Source organism: Streptomyces coeruleorubidus (genome assembly GCF_028885415.1).
GTDB classification, from domain to species: domain Bacteria; phylum Actinomycetota; class Actinomycetes; order Streptomycetales; family Streptomycetaceae; genus Streptomyces; species Streptomyces coeruleorubidus_A.
In genome coordinates this window covers 7,583,617-7,597,876 of record NZ_CP118527.1, presented here as the reverse complement: position 1 = coordinate 7,597,876, position 14,260 = coordinate 7,583,617, and the positions used below count along the sequence as shown (strand labels likewise).

Annotated in this window: 9 protein-coding genes; 6 read left to right on the top strand and 3 right to left on the bottom strand. The window is 72.1% G+C overall.

What is annotated here, in order from left to right; all coding sequences use genetic code 11:
- Positions 1 to 20 precede the first annotated feature (20 nt).
- Positions 21 to 293 (bottom strand): hypothetical protein, encoded by a 273-nt coding sequence (locus tag PV963_RS35150; protein WP_274820495.1) that lies wholly within the window; start codon positions 291 to 293, stop codon positions 21 to 23.
- A 95-nt stretch (positions 294 to 388) separates the two neighbouring features.
- On the opposite strand from PV963_RS35150, the gene PV963_RS35145 reads away from it, so the two are divergent.
- Positions 389 to 574 carry a hypothetical protein gene (locus tag PV963_RS35145; RefSeq protein WP_274820494.1) on the top strand — a complete coding sequence of 62 codons (186 nt, stop codon included), beginning with the start codon at positions 389 to 391 and terminating at the stop codon, positions 572 to 574.
- A gap of 633 nt (positions 575 to 1,207) precedes the next feature.
- Here the strand turns inward: PV963_RS35145 and PV963_RS35140 are convergent.
- On the bottom strand, positions 1,208 to 2,227 hold the full coding sequence (locus PV963_RS35140; protein ID WP_274822205.1) for a LacI family DNA-binding transcriptional regulator: 1,020 nt from the start codon (positions 2,225 to 2,227) through the stop codon (positions 1,208 to 1,210).
- Between the two features lie 641 nt (positions 2,228 to 2,868).
- Here PV963_RS35140 and PV963_RS35135 point away from each other — a divergent pair.
- Positions 2,869 to 5,919: a beta-N-acetylglucosaminidase domain-containing protein gene (locus PV963_RS35135; protein ID WP_274822204.1), complete on the top strand. Its 3,051-nt coding sequence runs from the start codon at positions 2,869 to 2,871 to the stop codon at positions 5,917 to 5,919.
- Between the two features lie 52 nt (positions 5,920 to 5,971).
- Here the strand turns inward: PV963_RS35135 and PV963_RS35130 are convergent, their stop codons facing one another.
- Complete coding sequence (locus PV963_RS35130) at positions 5,972 to 6,736, bottom strand: SIS domain-containing protein (RefSeq protein ID WP_274820493.1); 765 nt, start codon at positions 6,734 to 6,736, stop codon at positions 5,972 to 5,974.
- Between the two features lie 138 nt (positions 6,737 to 6,874).
- Between PV963_RS35130 and PV963_RS35125 the strand changes: the two genes are divergently transcribed.
- The 4 genes from PV963_RS35125 (at position 6,875) to PV963_RS35110 (ending at position 14,259) form a co-directional block, all read left to right on the top strand.
- Positions 6,875 to 7,759, top strand: a complete 885-nt coding sequence (locus PV963_RS35125) for a MurR/RpiR family transcriptional regulator (protein WP_274820492.1) — start codon at positions 6,875 to 6,877, stop codon at positions 7,757 to 7,759.
- 107 nt (positions 7,760 to 7,866) lie between these two features.
- Positions 7,867 to 12,090 carry an NEW3 domain-containing protein gene (locus PV963_RS35120; RefSeq protein ID WP_274820491.1) on the top strand — a complete coding sequence of 1,408 codons (4,224 nt, stop codon included), beginning with the start codon at positions 7,867 to 7,869 and terminating at the stop codon, positions 12,088 to 12,090.
- Positions 12,087 to 12,758 (top strand): peptidyl-prolyl cis-trans isomerase, encoded by a 672-nt coding sequence (locus PV963_RS35115; protein WP_274820490.1) that lies wholly within the window; start codon positions 12,087 to 12,089, stop codon positions 12,756 to 12,758. The genes PV963_RS35120 and PV963_RS35115 overlap by 4 nt, the downstream gene beginning before the upstream one ends.
- Positions 12,759 to 12,885: 127 nt before the next feature.
- Positions 12,886 to 14,259, top strand: coding sequence for an extracellular solute-binding protein (locus tag PV963_RS35110; RefSeq protein WP_274820489.1), 1,374 nt, complete (start codon positions 12,886 to 12,888; stop codon positions 14,257 to 14,259).
- Position 14,260 lies beyond the last annotated feature (1 nt).

The following is a 14,260-nucleotide window of genomic DNA, read 5'->3' as shown; positions in this document are numbered from 1 at the left end:
TCAAGTGAGTTGATCGGGTCTCAGCCCTTGACCGCGCCCGTGGACAGGCCTTCGAGGAGCTGTTTGCGCAGCAGCACGAAGAGGGCGACGGCGGGCAGGACGGCGAGGACGGCTCCGGCGAGCACGAGGTCGTACTGCCGTTGCTCGGACACGAACAGGGTCTGCAGGCCGAGCGGCAGGGTGTACTGGGAGCTGTCGGAGACCAGTACCAGGGGCCACAGGAAGCTGTTGTAGCTCTGGAGGAACTGCCAGACGGCCAGGGCGCCCAGCGCGGGTCGCAGCAGGGGCAGCACGATGGTCCGGAAGATGCCGAACTCGCTCGCCCCGTCGGATCCGGGCGGCCTCCAGCACCGAGTCCGGGATGGACTGCACGATGTACTGCTGCATCATGAAGATCCCGAACGCGGGCGCCACCCAGGGCACGATCAGCGCGAACCACGGGCTGCCGAGCCCGGTCTTGACGAGGATCACGAACAGCGGCACGAGGATCACCGCGAACGGGATCGACAGCGAGCTGAACATGACGTTGAACAGCAGCCTCCTGCCCGCGAAGCGGAACTTGGCGAAGCCGTAGCCGGCGAGCGCGCACACGTAGACGGACACCGTGGTGGCGACGACGGCGACGACCGTGCTCATCAGGAACCAGCGGCCGAAGGGCTGGTCGGTGAGCAGGGTGCGGTAGTTGGCGAGGGTGAACGGGTCGGGGACGAGCCTCGGCGGGTAGCCGAAGATGTCGCCGCGCGGTTTGAACGAGCCGCTCAGCGCCCACACCAGCGGGGCGAGGAAGCCCAGGAGCAGCAGGACCAGTGCGCCGTAGAGGGGTATGCGGGTGCGGGTCATCAGGCGGCCCTAGAAGAAGTCCTCGTAGCCCGGGTCGTGGGTCCACACGGAGAGGGTGACCTCGCCGGAGGTGCGGGGCGTGGTGCTCCCGCCGCCGCAGGCGGAGAGTGCGGCGGCCGTAGAGAGGCCGAGGGCACCGCGCAGCAGGGCGCGTCGGGTCGGAGGGGAGGGGGCTGGTGGGGGTACACACGTGGCTCCTCATGTGGTGCGGCTCGAGCCTGTCGCGCCCGGCGTGCGGGCAACGCGTGCGGCGGCGGTCCTGGACGGCGCACGCGGGCAGGGCGGATCCGGCCGGTGGCGGGGTGCCGGGGCGGCCGTACCGACGGCGGTCGGCAGGTGTGGGCGGTCGGGTCGGGGGCGGAAGCGGTCAGGGGGCCGGGGCGGGGTGGGGCGCGGGGCCCGGATCGCGTACCGGCCCGGTGGAGGCCCGTACGGTCAACTCGACTGCCTGGCCGGTCCGTTCGGCCGGGGCTGGGCGGCCCTCGATCAGGGTGATCAGTACGTCGACGGCGCGGTCGGCGACGGCGGCGAAGTTCTGCCGGACGGTGGTCAGCGGCGGGGAGAGATAGGCGGCGGCGGGGATGTCGTCGTAGCCGACGACACTGACGTCGCCGGGGACGGCGCGGCCCGCGTCGGCGAACGCGCGCAGGGCGCCGATGGCCATGTCGTCGTTGGCGGCGAACACGGCTGTGACGTCGGAGAGTTCGGCGAGCTGCCGTCCGGCGGCGTAGCCGGAGGCCGGGCTCCAGTCGCCCGGTGACGGCAGGGGCGGTTCGGGCGCGCCGGCGGCGGCGAGGGCCTCGCGCCAGCCGCGCAGGCGGTCGCGGGCGGCCCACCAGTCCTGCGGGCCGGGCAGGTGCCAGACGGTGTGGTGGCCCAGGGAGAGCAGGTGCTCGGTGGCGATCCGGGCGGCCGCGACGCCGTCGCCGCCGACCACGGCACTCGTGCCCGGCGTCAGCTCCACGCCCTCGCCGAGGCTGACCACCGGCACGTCCGCGCTCAGTCTGAGCGGCGTGCCGTCGTCGATGGGCTCGGACAGCACGATGCCGTCCACGCCCTGTTCCAGCAACGCGTCCGCGGCGGCCGAGACCTTCTGCCCTTCCAGGGTGCTGGCCAGGGCGACGGAGTACCCGGCGCGCTGCATCGCCCGCTCCAGGGCGATGAGCAGGGTCGACGGGCCGTAGAGCGAACTGCCCAGCGAGACCACGCCGATCCGGCGGTAGCGGCCGAGGAGCAGTGCGCGGGCGGCGGTGTTGGGACGGTAGTCCAGTTCGCGGATGGCCCTCAGGACGCGGTCGCGCACCTCCGGGCTGACGTGCGGTTCGCCGTTGACGACCCGCGACACGGTCTTCTGCGACACCCCGGCGGCCAGCGCGACCTCGGTCATCCCGGGACCACGCCGTCGGCGCCCACCGGTGGCCGGGGGGCCTGGTTCGGCTCCGCTGGCGGACATGCGCGCTCCTCGGGTCCCGACGGTCGTGGACTACGTAGTCACCATTGACCGCAGGACAGTCAGACGGCTTATGACTACGCAGTCAGGCCAGTGTGGAAGTCCCCAGCGGCCGCGTCAACGGCTCGGACGGAAACACTGGCGACGAGTTCGGGGGGGGCGAAGGCCGGCTCCTCCAGGCCCAGGCGGCCAGTTGCCCGGTGACGGTTACGCGGGATCGGGAGACGAATGCCAGGTCGCCGGGCAGCTCCCGCGCGGCGGCCTGATGGGGCCCCGGCGCGTGCGTCCGCGCGACCGGCAGCGCCACGTCGTCGCTCTGGCGGGCCGGCAGCAGCGCGTCGAGGACCAGCCTGATCCTCACATGACGCCGATCACGAGATCCGGTGGCGCCTCCCCGCCTGGGGTCCACGCCCCATTGATTGTTCAATTCAGCATCCCTAGCATCACGCGGTGGCTCCATTCACCTCTTCCTCTCTGGCCCGGGCCGGTGCCCGCGGCATCCGGAAGGAGCACCCGTGTTCCCAGCCCTTCGTGTGAGACGCCCCCGGCGACTCGGACGCCTACCCGCCGTCGCGCTGCTGCTGGCCGCCGGCCTCGCCCTCCCGCCGGCGCCGGGCGCGGTCGCCGCACCGGACCGGCCCCCGAAGACCGCCGTGCCGCAGGTGTGGCCGCAGCCGAAGAGCCTGCACGCGGGGCCGGCCCGGCTCACGGTCCCCGACCGGGTCGTGGCGGTCGTCGGCCGCGGGACCGACCCGTCGGCCCGGCGCGTCGTCGAGACCGTCCTGCGGGAGGCCGGGGCCGAGCAGATCGTGGCGGTCGGCAAGCCGCCCGCGAAGCCCGGCTTCACCGTCTTCCTCGGCGGCCCGGGCGAGAGCAGCGCGACGGCCTCCGCCCTGAAGCGGCTGGGCGCCCCGTCCCCGGCCGGGCTGCCCTCCGGCGGCTACGTCCTCGCCTCGGGCCGCAAGGACGGCCGGACCCTCCTCGCCCTGTCCGGCGCCGACCGCACCGGCACCTTCTACGCCGCCCAGACCCTGCGCCAACTGGTCACCCGGACCGTGCCCGAGGTGACCGTCCGGGACTGGCCCACGGCCAGGCTGCGCGGCGTGATCGAGGGCTTCTACGGCACCCCCTGGTCACATGCCGAGCGGCTGAACCAGCTCGACTTCTACGGCCGCACCAAGCAGAACGTCTACGTCTACTCCCCCAAGGACGATCCCTACCTGCGCGCCCGGTGGCGTGAGGCGTACCCGCCCGCGGAGCTGGCGCGGCTCGGGGAACTGGCCGGCCGGGCCGACGCCAACCACGTCCGCTTCACCTACGCCCTCTCCCCCGGACTGTCCGTCTGCTACTCCTCGGACGCCGACGTCGAGGCCCTCACCCGCAAGCTGGACTCGCTGTACGCGATCGGTGTGCGCTCCTTCGCGATCCCGCTGGACGACATCAGCTACACCAAGTGGAACTGCGCGGCCGACGAGCAGGAGTTCGGCACGGGCGGCGGCGCCGCCGGGGACGCCCAGGCCCAGCTGCTCAACCGGGTGTGGCGGGACTTCTCCGCGACCCACCCCGGTCTGGAACCGCTGGAGATGGTCCCCACCGAGTACTCCGACCTCGCCGACTCCCCCTACAAGAAGGCGCTGCGGGAGAAGCTGGACCCGTCCGTGGTCGTGGAGTGGACCGGCGTCGGGGTGATCGCCCCCGCCATCACCGCCGACCAGGTCACCAAGGCCCGCGAGGTCTACGGCCATCCGATCCTGGTCTGGGACAACTACCCGGTGAACGACTACGTCACCAGCCGGCTGCTGCTCGGCCCCTACACCGGCCGCGAGCCCGGCGTGGCGAAGGCGGCGGCCGGGGTCACCGCCAACCCGATGGTCCAGGGCGAGGCCAGCCGGATCGCCCTGTTCACCTCCGCCGCCTACCTGTGGAACCCGGACGCCTACGACCCGAAGGCCGCCTTCCTCGCCTCCGTCCGCGACCTGGCCGGGCCGGACGCCGCCAGGTGGCTGCGGATCTTCGCCGAGAACAACCACTCGTCCCGGCTCGACGCGACCGAGTCCCCCACGCTCAGCGCGCTCATCGCCGGGTTCCGCAAGGCCTACGACGAGGACTCCGGCCTCGACCGGGCCGCCGCCGCGCTCCGGTCGTACTTCGCCGACATGGCCGCCACGCCCGGCGCGCTCCGCGCCCGTCTCGACAACCCCGGGTTCCTCGAGGAGACCTCGGCCTGGCTGGACAAGCTCGGCCGCTACGGCACCGCGGGCCAGACGGCCGTCGACCTGCTGCTGGCCGGCAAGCGGGGCGACAGCGAGGCGGTCGCCACGTACTGGGGCCGGCTCCGGGCCCAGCGCAAGGAACTCGACGCGATACCCCAGCAGGTGTCCCCGGGCGTGATGGACCGGTTCCTCTACACGGCGATGACCGAGAACGCCCCCGACCCGGGCGTGGACGCCGCGTTCGCGCCCGGGTCCGTCAGCCTGAAGCCGGGCGGCTCCGCCCGGGTGACTCTCTCCTTCTCCGACACCGCCGCCCGGACGGTCTCCTGGAAGCTGACCGTCCCCGACGGCGTCACCGCCACGCCGGCCGAGGGCACCGCGACGGTCCCGGCCGGGGGCAGCGTGTCCGCGACCGTCACGGTCACGGCCCGGGAGGGCGCGTCCGCCGGAGTGCGTTCGGTCGTGGTGGCGGGCGACGGCGTCCTCTCCCGCGCGCTGCCCGTCCAGGTCACCGACGGCACCGGCACACCGCGGGCGCTGACGGCCAACTTCAGTGGGGCGTCGGTCGGTTCGGTCGACCTGTCGTCGGGGAAGACGACGGAGATCGCCGTGGGAGCCAACCCCGGTGAGGTCGTGACGAGCGCGGACGGGCGCACCGCCTACGCGGCCAACCAGGGCTCGAACACCGTCAGCGTGATCGACGTGGCGCAGGGGAAGGTCACCGCCACGGTCCCGGTCGGCAAGGTCCCCGCCGGGCTCGCGCTCACCCCGGACGGCCGAACCCTCTGGGTCGCCAACTACGGGGACGGCACGGTCCAGCCGGTGGACACGGCCGCCCTCACCACGGGCGAACCCGTCCAGGTGGGCAACGGACCCGAGAACATGGCGATCACACCCGACGGCCGCACGCTCTACGTGCCCAACATCAAGGACAACACGGTCACCCCGGTCGACCTGGTCACCCGGAAGGCTAGTGCCGCCGTCCCCGTCGGCCCGAGTCCCTTCAACATCGTGGCCGCGCCCGACGGGAGGAGGGTGTACGTGTCCGACTCCGGCGGTTCCACGGTCACTCCGATCGACACGGCCACGAACGACACCGAGCCGACGCTCCTGGTCTCCGGCCAGGCCTACGGTCTCGCCCTGTCACCGGACGGCCGGACGCTGTGGGTCAGCCCCAGCACCGGCGACACCGTCACGCCCGTCGACACGGTCACCGGCGCCCCCGGCGAGGCGGTGACGGTCGGCAGGTCCGCCTTCGACGTCGCCCTGGACTGGAACGGCGGCACGGCGTACGTGACCACCGCCGACGCGGGCGCCCTGGTCCCGGTCGACACGGCGTCCGGTGCCGTCGGGGCGCCGCTGACGACAGGTGCCTATCCGCTGGCCGTCGCGCTGACGCCCGTACCGGTGAAGTGAGTCGAGAACGGCCGGGGCCCCCGCATGGCCCCGGCCGTGCGCACGGTCCGGTTCAGCTCGCGGTGCGGCGGATCCGGCCCGCGTACTTCTTCTCCAGCTCCAGGTTGCCCTCGAAACCGCCGGGCACGTTGGCCGAGACGTAGACCGGCGGGCGTTCGCCGGCGGCGAGGAGGCGGCCGGCCGCCTCGGCGACCGTCATCTGGACCAGCATCGCGCCGGTGAGCGTGGACAGGGCGCAGACCGAGCCGCCGCCGGGCAGTTCGAGCAGACAGTCGCCGCGCGGGGCCGCGTTGTCGAGGACGACGTCGGCGATGTCGGCCAGCTTCCGGCCGCTGGGATGGGCGGCGGGGACGGCCCGGGTGTGGGCGAGGGAGGTGAGGGCCAGGACGCGGTGGCCGTGTTCCTTGGCGTGCAGGGCCATCTCGACGACGACGTTGTTGACGCCGGAGTTGGAGATGACGACGAACAGGTCCTGGGGATGCGGGGCGGCCAGGTCGTAGAGCCGGGCGGCCACCCCGGCCCGGCGTTCGAGGAGCGGGTCGTCGAGCACGGCCGGGTCCTCACCGCCGTAGAGGACGAGGTCGGCGATGCTCAGCCGGTTGGTGGGGACGAATCCGCCTGCGCGACCGGCGAGTTCGAGGACGAGGGCCTGCGAATGGCCCGTGCCGAAGGCCTGGACGACACCGTCCGCGCGTACGCACTCGGCGACCAGGTCCGCGGCGGCGGCCACGTCGCCCTGGGCGGATTCGATGACCTGCTGGAGGACGGCGAGGCTCTCGCGCGCGAACCCCTGGGCGCTCACAGACTCGACGGACACGCGACACACTCCCCACTGATGGATTGAATCACCCTACACTTCCCCTTCGATGAATCAATAAATCACGCAGGCTCTCGGGGTTCAATCGGGTCCTGGTATTCAATCCGCGTCCCGAAGGGTGGCTGATACCTTCTCCCCATGCCTCCCACGGACGTCACCACACTGATCCGTACCGAGCTGCCCCGGCTGGCGGGCTCCCTGCGGAAGGTCGGCGAGCTGATCCTGGAGGATCCGGCCGCCGTCACCCACTGCTCGGCCGCCGAGCTGGGCCGCCGCACCGGCACCTCCCAGGCGACGGTGACCCGTTTCTGCCGGGCCATCGGGCTGGACTCCTACCAGCACCTGCTGATCGAACTGGCCCAGGAGCGCGGCCGGGGCGAGGTGTCCGACTGGGGGACCGCCGAGATCGGTCCCGACATCTCCCCGGACGACAGCCTCGAACGGGTCGTCCAGGTCGTCGGCACGGCGGACCTGCGGGCCATCCAGCAGACCATCGACCGGATCGACCTCGACGCGCTCGAACGCGCGGCCCAGGCCCTGGCCCGCGCCCGGCGCATCGACGTCTACGGCGTCGGCGGCAGCGGCGCGGTGACCCAGGAGACGGAGACCCGGCTGTTCCGCATCGGCTGCTCGGTCCGCGGCTGGACCGAGGTGCACGCGGCCGCCACCTCGGCGGCCCTGCTCACCCCGGCGGACGTGGCCATCGGCATCTCCCACTCCGGGGCGACCCGCGAGACCCTCGAACCGTTCGAGATGGCCAAGGAGCGCGGCGCCACCACGATCGCCCTGACGACCGATCCGCGCTCGCCCCTGTCCAGGTCCGCCGACATCCGGCTCATCTCGTCCTCCTCGGAAACCAGCTTCCGGGCCGAGAGCATGAGCAGCCGGCACTCCGTCCTGATGCTCGTCGACTGCCTGTACGTCCGGGTCGCCCAGCTCACCTACCAGCGCGCGAGCGCCTCGCTGGCGCTGACCGACCACATCACGCCGCAGCACGCGGTGAAGTCCCGGCGGTCCAGGTGAGGTGGCCGAGCGTGCATGGATGAACCACCAAGTTGACGTGAAGGTGGTTGTTTGAGTCACTCCTGCCGTGCAGGATGGGGCTCCCCCAGAGCACTCGTAGGAGCCCCATGCGCGTCACCTCTGTCGAGTCGACCGAGCTCTTCACCGGGACCACCGAGCAGCCGCGCCAGGTGGTGACCGTCGAGCTGAGCCACACTCCGGGCCGGACCGTGCGGCTCACCGTCGAGGGCCCGGGCCTCACCGGCACCACGCGGACCACCGTCGGCGAGTCCGGCACCGTTCGCGCCGAAGTCCCCGTCACCGGCGAGGACCTGGTCCCCGGCGACCGCAGCGAGATCACGGTCACCGCCGCGGACGGCGACGAAGTCACCTCCCGCACGGGCGAGTTCACGGCGGCCGAACCCGGCTGGACCATGTTCATGGTCAGCCACTTCCACTACGACCCCGTCTGGTGGAACACCCAGGGCGCTTACACGGAGACCTGGGACGTCGCCGACGACCCGGCGACCAGCGGACTGCCCGCCCGCACCTTCGACTCGCGCGGCCAGTCCGGCATGAGCCTGGTCCGCGCCCACTGCGACCTGGCCCGCCGCGACCCGGCGTACACCTTCGTACTCGCGGAGGTCGACTACCTCAAGCCCTACTGGGACGCCTTCCCGGAGGAACGCGCCTTCCTGCGGCAGCTGATCCGCACCGGCCGCGTGGAGATCATGGGCGGCACCTACAACGAGCCCAACACCAACCTCACCGGCGCGGAGGCGACGATCCGCAACGCCCTGTACGGCGACGGCTTCCAGCGCGGCATCATCGGCGCCTCGCCGGAGACAGCATGGCAGCTGGACGCCTTCGGGCACGACCCGCAGTTCCCGGGGCTGATGGCGGACGCGGGGGTCGGCTCCAGTTCGTGGGCGCGCGGGCCGTTCCACCAGTGGGGGCCGACGCTGTCGGTGTTCGGCGAGGAGCCGAGGGACCCGGGCCGGATGCAGTTCCCTGCCGAGTTCGACTGGATCGCCCCCTCGGGACGCGGGCTGCTCACCGCGTACATGGTCAACCACTACGGCGCCGGCTGGGCGATCGACAACGCGCCCACCCTGCCCGAGGCGGAGGCCGCCGCGTACCAGCTCTTCCAGCGGCTCAAGCAGGTCGCCCTCACCCGCAACGTGCTGCTCCCGGTGGGCGGGGACTACGCGCCGCCGTGCCGCTGGGTCATGGACATCCACCGCGACTGGAACGCCCGGTACGTCTGGCCCCGCTTCGTCAGCGCGATCCCCCGCGACTTCTTCGCCGCCGTGCGCGCGGAACTGGAGACGGAAGGCCGCAAGGCATCGCCCCAGACCCGCGACATGAACCCGGTCTACACCGGCAAGGACGTCTCCTACATCGACACCAAGCAGGCCCAGCGGTACGGCGAGACCCTCCTCGCCGACGCCGAGGCCTGGGCGACGCTCGCCTCCCTCGTCACCGGCCGCCCCTATCCGGACGCGGCCCTGGACAAGGCCTGGCGGCAACTCGTCTACGGCGCCCACCACGACGCCATCACCGGCTCGGAGTCGGACCAGGTCTACATCGACCTGATGACCGGCTGGCGGGAGCTGCACGATCTGGCCGTGAGCGTGCACGCCGACGCGACCCAGGCCCTGGCCGACCAGGTCGCTCCGGGCGACGGCCCCGACCTGGTCGTGTTCAACTCCGCGACCTGGGAGCGCCGTGACGTGCTGACGGTCGACGACCCGGGTCTCGTACCCCGGGGGCTCCCCGCGGTCCGCGAGGACGGCCGGCTCCATGTCGTCGTCCCGGAGGTGCCCGGCATGGGCCTCACGGCGCTCCCGCTCGCCGAGGGGTCCGTCCCCGGCTGGGCGCCCGGCGAGGGCCTCACCATCCGCAACGAGTTCTACGAGGTGACGGTCGACCCGGCACGCGGCGGTGGCGTCAGCAGTCTGCGCGCACTGACCGAGGGCGGCCGGGAGCTGCTGCGCCCCGGTGACATCGGCAACGAGATCGTCGTCCAGGAGGAGTACCCGAGGCATCCGCGCTTCGGCGAGGGCCCCTGGCACCTCACCCCGACCGGCACGACCGCGGCCCGCGGCCGGGACGTGACCGCCGAGGTACGCGTCGAGCACTCCCCCGCCGGTTCCCGCATCACCGTCACCGCCGACCTCGGCCTCTTCCGCTGCACCCAGCGGCTCACCCTGTGGCAGGGCGTCGACCGGCTCGACGTCACCACGACCGTCGACGGGTACGACGGCGCCGACCGGCTGATCCGGGTGCGCTGGCCCTCGGACGTCCTGGGCGGGCTGCCGGTGCACGAGGTGGCGGACGCGGTGATCGGGCGCGGGTTCGGCTTCGTCGAGGTGGACAGCGAACGGTTCCCCTGGACGCTGGACAACCCGGCCAACACCTGGTTCGGTCTCGGCTCCACCGCCCGCGTCGCCGTCCACGACGACTCCGGCGTGCTCCTCGGGCACCGCTCGATCGGCGTCGCCGAACTCGTCTACCCCGACTGGGACATCGCGGGCGACCTCGGCACCCCGCTCGCCGCGGCCCTGGTCCGCGCCGGGGTCACGGCGACCTCGACCATCGCGGGCGGCCCGCGCTATGGCGACCTGGAGGTCGACTCCAACCTCCCGGACCTCCGGATCGCCGTCGGCGGCCCCGACCGCAACGCCGTGGTCGCCGAGGCGCTCGGCTGGGACCCGGCGGCCGGGCGGGAGCTGAAGCGCCAGCTGTCCGAGCGGGGCGTGGCCGCCGTGTGGATCGCGCCGCGCGCCTGTCTGCGCGAGGAGTGGATCCCCGGGGCCGATCTGCGCGACCTGGAACGCCTGCCGCTGCTGGTGGTGGCGGGCGCCCGCCCCGAGGACGACGCCAAGGCGGTCGACGCGATCGTCGCCGACCTGGACGACTTCACGGTGAGCGCCACTGCCGCCGGTGGCGGCGAGGCCCTGCCACCGGGTGACGCCTGGGACGGCCGCAGCTTCGCCGTCCTCAACCGCGGCACGCCCGGCTGCGTGGTCACCGCCTCCGGCGACCTCTACATGTCCCTGATGCGCTCCTGCACCGGCTGGCCCTCCGGGATCTGGGTGGATCCACCGCGCCGCACCGCCCCCGACGGCTCGGGGTTCCAGCTCCAGCGCTGGTCGCACACCTTCGAGTACGCCGTCGTCGCGGGCCCGGGCGACTGGCGCGAACTGCGGCTGCCGCAGGCCGGGCACGCGTACAACCGTCCGCTGACGGCACGGCTGCGACAGTCCTCCGGTGCCCAGTCCTCCGATGCTCTGCCGAGGCAGGCGACCCTGCTCGGCCTGGAACCCGCCGGCGAGGTGCTGCTCGACGCGCTCAAGCCGCTCGGCTCCCCGCTGGCCCGGGGCAGCGAGGCACCCGTGGATCCGGGGCGGGGCCTCGTCGTCCGCGTGCACGAGGTCGACGGCCGGCCGGTACGGGCACGGGTGGCCGGGCCGTCGGCATGGGCGGCGGGCGCCCGCGCCGACGTCCTGGAGAGGCCCGGGGCGCCCCTCGCCCCGGGGGAGACCGGCGGCCTCGAGGTCGACCTGACCGGCTTCGAGGTCGCCACCCTCCTCGCCACGCCCGCCCGGCCGCCCCACCAGGCGGCCGGGCCCGGCATCGCCGCCCACGAGCCCGCCCAGCCCGTCGCCACCCGCTACTGGCTGCACAACTCCGGCCCCGCCCCGCGCGGCAACATGCCGGTCGCCGTGTACCTCTCCCCCACCGCCCTCACCGCCGACGGCCCCGTCACCGCGACCGTCCGCGTCTCCTCGGAGCTCACCGACGCGCCGGTGTCGGGCACGGTGGCCTTCGAGGTACCGCCCGGCTGGAGCACCGAGCCCGCCGAACTGCCGTACACCCTCGGCCCCGGCGGCTTCACCCTCACGGACATCACGGTGACACCCCCGCCGGACCCCGCCCCCGGCCGGCACTGGCTCGCCGCCCGGCTCTCCTACGGCGGCCAGACGTACGAGGACGTGGTGGCCCTGGACGTGCCGGGCGGGCACAGGGGCCCGACCCTGGTGACGGATCTGGGGGTTGATCGGGTGTCCGTGCGCCGGGGCGAGCGGGCACGGGTCCCCGTGACCCTGCGCAACACCACCCTCGGTCCCGTCAACGGCACCCTGTGGGCCGTGTCCTCCTGGGGCACCTGGCCCGGCGTCGCCCCGGGCTGCCAGGGCTTCACAGTGCCCGGCGGGGAGCAACTGGAGCCCGCGATCGAGGTGGACGGCGACGCGATCCCACCGGGTTCGTACTGGCTGATGGCGAAGGTGGCCTGGCACGGCTGTGTGGCCTACACGAAGGCCGTGGAGCTGGAGGTGAGGCCATGACGGAGGAGTACGCGGCCACCGTCCATGGCGACCCGATCCCCAAGCAGCACGTGGAAGCCTTCCTGAGCGCCAGTGCCTTTAGGAGCGCGGGGAACTGCGCGAGCAACCACAACACCGCCGCACACGCACGACAACACACCGCGGCACTCTCCGCCCGCGCAGAACGCCAACGACGACGCTGGGCAACGCAGGTCATCGTCACCGACGAACTCGCCCGCCGGGCCTGCGCGGAACGAGGCCTCGACCCACCACGCGACGTCCTGCCGATGCACCTGCTCACCGTCCCCGAATCCGACGTCGCCGACCTGGGCAGCATCGTCGCGGCAGCCCTGGCCCACTCCCCGGCCGCCCGAGCCCTGGTCGCCGACCTGGAACGCGAGCAGCACATCCCGGAGACGGCCGTACGGGACTACTACGACCGCAACCGGGACCGCTTCCTCACCCCCGATGCCCTGCGCCGCGGCGTCGATCCCTACGACGAACCGACCCCCTCGGACATCCAGCCCTACGAGCACGTCCGCAACGCCATCACGCGGGAACTACGCCACGCCGCAGCCCGACGCGCGTTCTTCGCCTGGCTCGACCGCGCCCGCGCGGACGTCGTGTACGCCGAGGGCCACGAACACCCCGGCGACCCCTCCCACCCGGACCACGAACACCGCCACTGATCGCCGTACGCAACCGAACAGCAACACGGCAAACCATTGACCTCCGATGAATTCTGGTCCACCTTTTCATCAATCGAAGTCCAACTTGGTGATTTGATCCAGCATGACTGGTCCCAGGAGGGCAGCAATGCGCGCAAGAAGACTCACCGGATCCCTGACCTGTCTGGTCGTCCTGACGCTGACGGCCGCCGGCTGCGGCCTGTCCGGCGGCGGCTCCGACGGCGGCGACGCCACGGCCGGCGGCTGCAAGGTCGACAAGGGCAACGTCGGCTCCGGCAAGCTCTCCGGCGAAGTCAAGGGAAAGATCACTTTCCAGACCACCAACCTGAAGAAGGACTTCGGGAAGTACTTCAACGGCGTCATCGACGCCTTCGAGCAGGCCCACCCCGGCACCAAGGTCAACTGGATCGACGACCCGGGCGACGCCACCTTCACCCAGCGCCTGGTCGCCGACGCGCAGGGCTGCACGCTGCCGGACGTGGTGAACATCAACGTCAACACGGCGGTGGCGCTGACGAAGAACGGCTACCTGCTGAACCTGGACGACAAGGCACCGGACGCGGGCAAGCCGTTCGTGCCCGCGCTGTGGAAGTCGAGCGTGTACGCCGACGCGGACGGCAAGAAGGTGCACAGCGTGCTGCCCTGGTACTCCGGCGGCATCGTGCAGACCTTCAACACCGACCTGATGGAGAAGGCGGGCCTGGACCCGGCGAAACCTCCGACGACCGTGCTCGGCCTGTTCGACGACGCGGAGAAGATAGCCAAGGTCTCCGGCGGCGAGTACTACGCGTTCCTCGCCAACCCGCAGCTGCGCATCCCCGCCGACTGGCAGCAGATGGGCGTCAAGATCCTGTCCGAGGACGGCAAGAAGTTCACCTTCGCCGACGACCCGAAGACGGCCCGGTGGGTCGAGGCCATGACGAAGCTCTACAAGGCCGGCGGCATGCCGAGGGACTCGCTGTCCTCCACGCAGGACCCGGCCAACGTCTACGGCCAGGGCAAGCTGGTCTACGGCCCCACCAACCCCAACTTCCTGCGGTTCATCCAGCAGAACAACCCGAGCGTCTACAAGAAGACCGGTGTCGCCCGCTACATGCTGGACGCCCTCGGCCACACCGTCGGCGCCCCGCAGTACATCGGTACCGCGTCCACCAGCAAGAACGCCTCGACTGCGCTGGCCTTCGCGCAGTTCCTGACGAACGCCGAGAACCAGCTGGAGTGGGCCAAGGACCCGAACGTCGTCATCTTCCCGTCGACCACGGCCTCCCTGAACGACCCGTTCTTCCAGTCGGTCAAGGGCGACGATCCCTTCGCCGAGGCCCGCAAGATCGTAGCCAGTGACCGCAAGACCGCCACGGCCGACGAGATCGCGCTGACGCCCGGCGAGCTGAACGCCATCTCGGCCCAGATCCAGCTGGCCATGCAGGGCAAGAAGAGCGCCGAGGACGCTCTGAAGGAGGCGCAGTCCAAGGCGAACCAGCTGATCGAGCAGGGCAGTTGAG